The organism is Streptomyces solincola (assembly GCF_002982015.1).
Classification (GTDB): Bacteria; Actinomycetota; Actinomycetes; order Streptomycetales; family Streptomycetaceae; genus Streptomyces; species Streptomyces solincola.
This window is the reverse complement of record NZ_PVLV01000353.1, coordinates 1-1,919: the sequence shown is the minus strand read 5'-3', so window position 1 is coordinate 1,919 and position 1,919 is coordinate 1. Positions and strand designations below refer to the sequence as shown.

Genomic DNA, 1,919 nt, shown 5'->3' with positions numbered 1-1,919 from the left:
CCCGCCGCCCGACCCGGCCACCGCGCCGCCCAGGCCCCGCCGGCGCACCGCCCCCTGGCCGTACCTGCTGATCTCCCCGGCCGTGCTCGGCGCCGCCTACCTGCTGCTCTACCCGCTGCTGCGGGCGCTGCTGATCTCCGTACAGGACTTCGGACTGCGCCAGCTCATCCTCGGCGGAGCGGAGTACGTCGGCCTGGAGAACTACCAGCGGCTGCTTCAGGACCCGCGGTTCTGGGAGGTGGTGCGCCGCACCTTCCTCTTCATAGCGGTCAACACCGTCCTCATCATGGTGATCTCCACCCTGGTCGCCCTGATGACCGAACGCCTCGGCCGGCGCGCCCGGACGCTGGTCCTCGCCTCCCTGGTGCTCGCCTGGGCGATGCCGGTGGTCGCCGCCACCACCGTCTTCCAGTGGCTGTTCCACTCCGAGTACGGCATCGTCAACCACACCCTGGTCCGGCTCGGCTTCGGCTCCTACGCCCACTACCCGTGGTTCGCCCACGGCGACGCCGCCTTCGCCATCGTGGTGGCCCTGGTGGTCTGGCAGTCCGTGCCGTTCGCCGCCGTCACCCTCTACTCGGCCCTCACCACCGTGCCGGCCGAACTCCACGAGTCCGCCAGGCTGGACGGCGCCGGAGGCTGGCGGATCTTCCGCTCCCTCACCTTCCCGCTGCTGCGCCCCGTCTTCCTGCTGGTCGCCTCGCTGGAGGTGATCTGGACCTTCAAGGCGTTCACCCAGATCTGGGTGATGACCCGCGGCGGCCCCGGCGACGCCACCACCATCCTGCCCGTCTACGCCGTGCAGACCGCTCTGGCCGGCCAGCACTACGACCTCGGGGCGGCCGCCTCCATGGTGAGCGTGGTGCTGATGTCCGGCGTCCTCGTCTTCTACCTCCGCCGACTCCTGCGCCAGGAGGCCGAACAGTGACCAGCGCCCTGCCGGCCGCCCGCCGCACCGCCGCCCCCGGCCGCCGCCGCGCCGTACGCGCGCTGCGCCGGCTGCCGCTGCACCTCGCCGCCGCCGTGACCGTCGCCGCCTGCCTCTTCCCCGTCTACTGGATGGCCACCACCGCCCTCAAACCGTCCCCCGACATCCAGACCGACCAGCCCCGACTGCTGCCGCGCACCTGGACCCTGGAGCACTTCCGCACCGCCGTCTCCGCCGACGGCTTCGGGCTGTTCTGGCGCAACAGCCTGCTGGTCACCCTCTCCGCCGTGCTGCTCGCCCTGCTCGTCGCGCTCGGCTCCGCTTTCGCCGTGGCCCGGATGCGCTGGCGCGGCCGCCGCGCCTTCCTGCTGCTGGTCTTCACCGCCCAGATGGCGCCCTGGGAGTCGCTGATCATCCCCGTCTACATCATCAGCCGCGACACGGACATGCTCGACCGGCTGCCCACCCTCACCCTCGTCTACTTCATGGTCACCCTGCCGTTCACCATCGTGGTGCTGCGCGGCTTCATCGCCACCGTCCCGCCCGAAATGGAGGAAGCCGCGCAGGTCGACGGCTGCACCCGGCCGCAGGCCTTCCTGCGGGTCGTCTTCCCGCTGCTCGCCCCCGGGCTGCTGGCCACCTCGCTCTTCGGCTACATCACCGCCTGGAACGAGTTCGCCTACGCCAACTTCCTCATCATCAAGCAACAGGACAGCCGCACCCTGCCCGTGTGGCTGTCCTCCTTCCAGAACACCTTCGGCACCGACTGGGGCGCCACCATGGCCGCCTCCACCCTCTTCGCCCTCCCCGCCCTGGTGATCTTCCTGGTGCTCCAGCGCCACGTCACCTCCGGCCTCGCCGCCGGCGCCGTCAAGGGCTGACCACCCGGCCGTACCGGGCCCTTTCCCCCCTCAGAGCGGAGACCCCGTGCCCGCCCACGCCGTCCACCTGCTGCCCCGCCCCGTCCGGCTCACCGCCCAGCCCGGCGCCT

General features: G+C 71.5%; 2 protein-coding genes. Both read left to right on the top strand.

Features of this window, described 5'->3' with window-relative positions:
* Positions 1–928: carbohydrate ABC transporter permease (locus C6N75_RS21410; RefSeq protein ID WP_407703253.1), on the top strand; the 928-nt coding region annotated here is incomplete at its 5' end.
* Between the two features lie 8 nt (positions 929–936).
* A complete protein-coding gene (locus tag C6N75_RS21405) occupies positions 937–1,809 on the top strand; it encodes a carbohydrate ABC transporter permease (protein WP_105870531.1) in 873 nt (290 codons plus the stop codon).
* The last annotated feature ends 110 nt before the right edge of the window (positions 1,810–1,919 follow it).